Annotated in this window: 3 protein-coding genes; 2 read left to right on the top strand and 1 reads right to left on the bottom strand. The window is 47.7% G+C overall.

Translation table 11 applies throughout. The features are described from left to right. On the bottom strand, positions 1 to 448 hold a 448-nt coding region (locus CW734_RS01130; protein ID WP_101189119.1), incomplete at its 3' end, for a competence protein ComK. 176 nt (positions 449 to 624) lie between these two features. Between CW734_RS01130 and CW734_RS01125 the strand changes: the two genes are divergently transcribed. Next, a complete protein-coding gene (locus CW734_RS01125) occupies positions 625 to 864 on the top strand; it encodes an IDEAL domain-containing protein (protein ID WP_058381274.1) in 240 nt (79 codons plus the stop codon). A 200-nt stretch (positions 865 to 1,064) separates the two neighbouring features. Then, positions 1,065 to 2,168, top strand: a 1,104-nt coding sequence (locus CW734_RS01120) for a DEAD/DEAH box helicase family protein (protein ID WP_198551085.1), incomplete at its 3' end; no start/stop codon positions are given.

The following is a 2,168-nucleotide window of genomic DNA, read 5'->3' as shown; positions in this document are numbered from 1 at the left end:
CGGTGAATGAATGCTGGTTGCGAAGCGCGATAGGAGAGATGTCCGCAGGGACGACGACGCCATTGCTGAGCGATACCAAACTGCCACGCCCGCTGTCATCCGCAGCAATCAAATCGATGGCATCGAAATTGAACCAGATGGAATCCTTGTTTTTCGGAGAGTGGGTAGGAAAGAAAATCAACGGATTGCCGTAATACTCGCCGACGATGATCGGCGGCTTGTGTTTTACGCCAATCGCTTTTTGTGCGTAGAGTGTGGCGCTGGCGAGGGAGCCGCGATAGAAAGAGCACGATTTCGCCACAATTTTATAGACCGATTCCTCCACCAGGAATTCGCTGCGGTCTTCAATGACCCGTGTCAAGAGCCGGTGGCCGTCCATATACGGAAGCAGCGCATACGTATTGCTGCAAATTGTATAAGAGACAGGATATTGATTCTTCTTGCCCATGAATATTTACCCCCTAAATTTACTTTACATACATCATTATAATAAAAAATGGAAAATACACAATAATTATTTTTCGAAAAAATTATTTTTTCAATCTCGTTGTAATTTTCAAAAAACTCTTGCTTCTTTCTTGCGCTTTCGTGTATACTAATGAAAAGCATTCGGGGTGAAGAAGAATGGAAAACTATTATTCTTATGCTGACTTCATGAAAGCGATGGCTCAAACGAAAAAGATCACGGAAGCGGAAAAGCTGCTGAATGAGATCTATCTGGATCTGTTCTTGAAGCATGTTCACCGCGAACAGCAGGAAACGCAATTGCTGGCACTTATCGACGAAGCCCTGGATCATAACGACCGCAAATCTTTTGACACATATACTGCGCAGCTGCAAGAGCTGAAGCGGGAAGAAGAATAACAGAACCGCCCGGAGTTTCTCCGGGCGGTTTTTTTATGCCTTGATTAGGGCAGCTGTGCTTCAATGGAATGCAAAATCTGTCCTGTAAACAGGCAATCAGTTGAATATACTTGAGTAAAAACATACGTTCGCTTTTTGTTAGGTGAATTTTAGTGCATATGTTAAAGTAGAAGTAGTGTAAAATACTTGATGACATATCCATGATACAGGAATTTAACCTGCAAGCCCCTTATGAACCGGCGGGCGACCAACCGGAAGCCATCGCCCAATTAACCAAAGGCATCATCGACGGCAAAAGGTTCCAGACCTTGCTCGGTGCGACCGGTACGGGGAAAACCTATACGATGTCGAATGTCATTCAACAAGTGAAAAAGCCGACATTGGTCATGGCACATAACAAGACATTGGCAGGGCAGCTCTATAGCGAGTTCAAGGAATTTTTTCCTGACAATGCCGTAGAATACTTCGTCAGCTATTACGATTATTATCAGCCTGAGGCATACGTGCCGCAGTCCGATACATTCATAGAAAAAGATGCGAGCATCAATGATGAAATCGACAAATTGCGCCACTCAGCTACCAGTTCCTTGTTCGAGCGCGATGATGTCATCGTCATCGCCTCCGTTTCCTGCATCTATGGCCTCGGTTCCCCGAAAGAATACCGGGAACTCGTCGTCTCACTGCGCAAAGGGATGGAGATCGAACGCAACCAGCTGCTGCGCAAATTGGTCGATGTGCAATATGAGCGCAACGACATCAATTTCATCCGCGGGACATTCCGCGTACGTGGCGATGTGGTCGAAATCTTCCCGGCTTCGCGCGATGAGCGCTGCTTGCGCGTGGAGTTTTTTGGCGATGAAATCGACCGCATACGGGAAGTTGATGCCCTGACAGGGGAAATTATCGGCGACCGCGAACACGTCGCTATTTTCCCGGCATCCCACTTTGTTACGCGGGAAGACAAGATGGTCAGAGCCATCGAAAATATCGAAGCGGAACTGGAAGAACGCCTGAAGGAAATGCGCGCGGAAGATAAATTGCTCGAAGCGCAGCGGCTCGAGCAGCGTACGCGCTACGATTTGGAAATGATGCGCGAGATGGGCTTCTGCTCAGGCATCGAAAACTATTCGCGCCATTTGACGTTGCGTCCGGCAGGCGCACAACCATATACATTGATTGATTATTTCCCGGATGATTTCCTGCTGGTCGTCGACGAAAGTCACGTCACCTTGCCGCAAGTCCGCGGGATGTTCAATGGTGACCAAGCGCGTAAAAAAGTGCTCGTTGACCACGGCTTCCGTTTG

This window comes from Planococcus sp. MB-3u-03 (assembly GCF_002833405.1).
Lineage (GTDB): Bacteria > Bacillota > Bacilli > Bacillales_A > Planococcaceae > Planococcus.
This window is presented reverse-complemented; position numbering and strand designations above follow the sequence as displayed.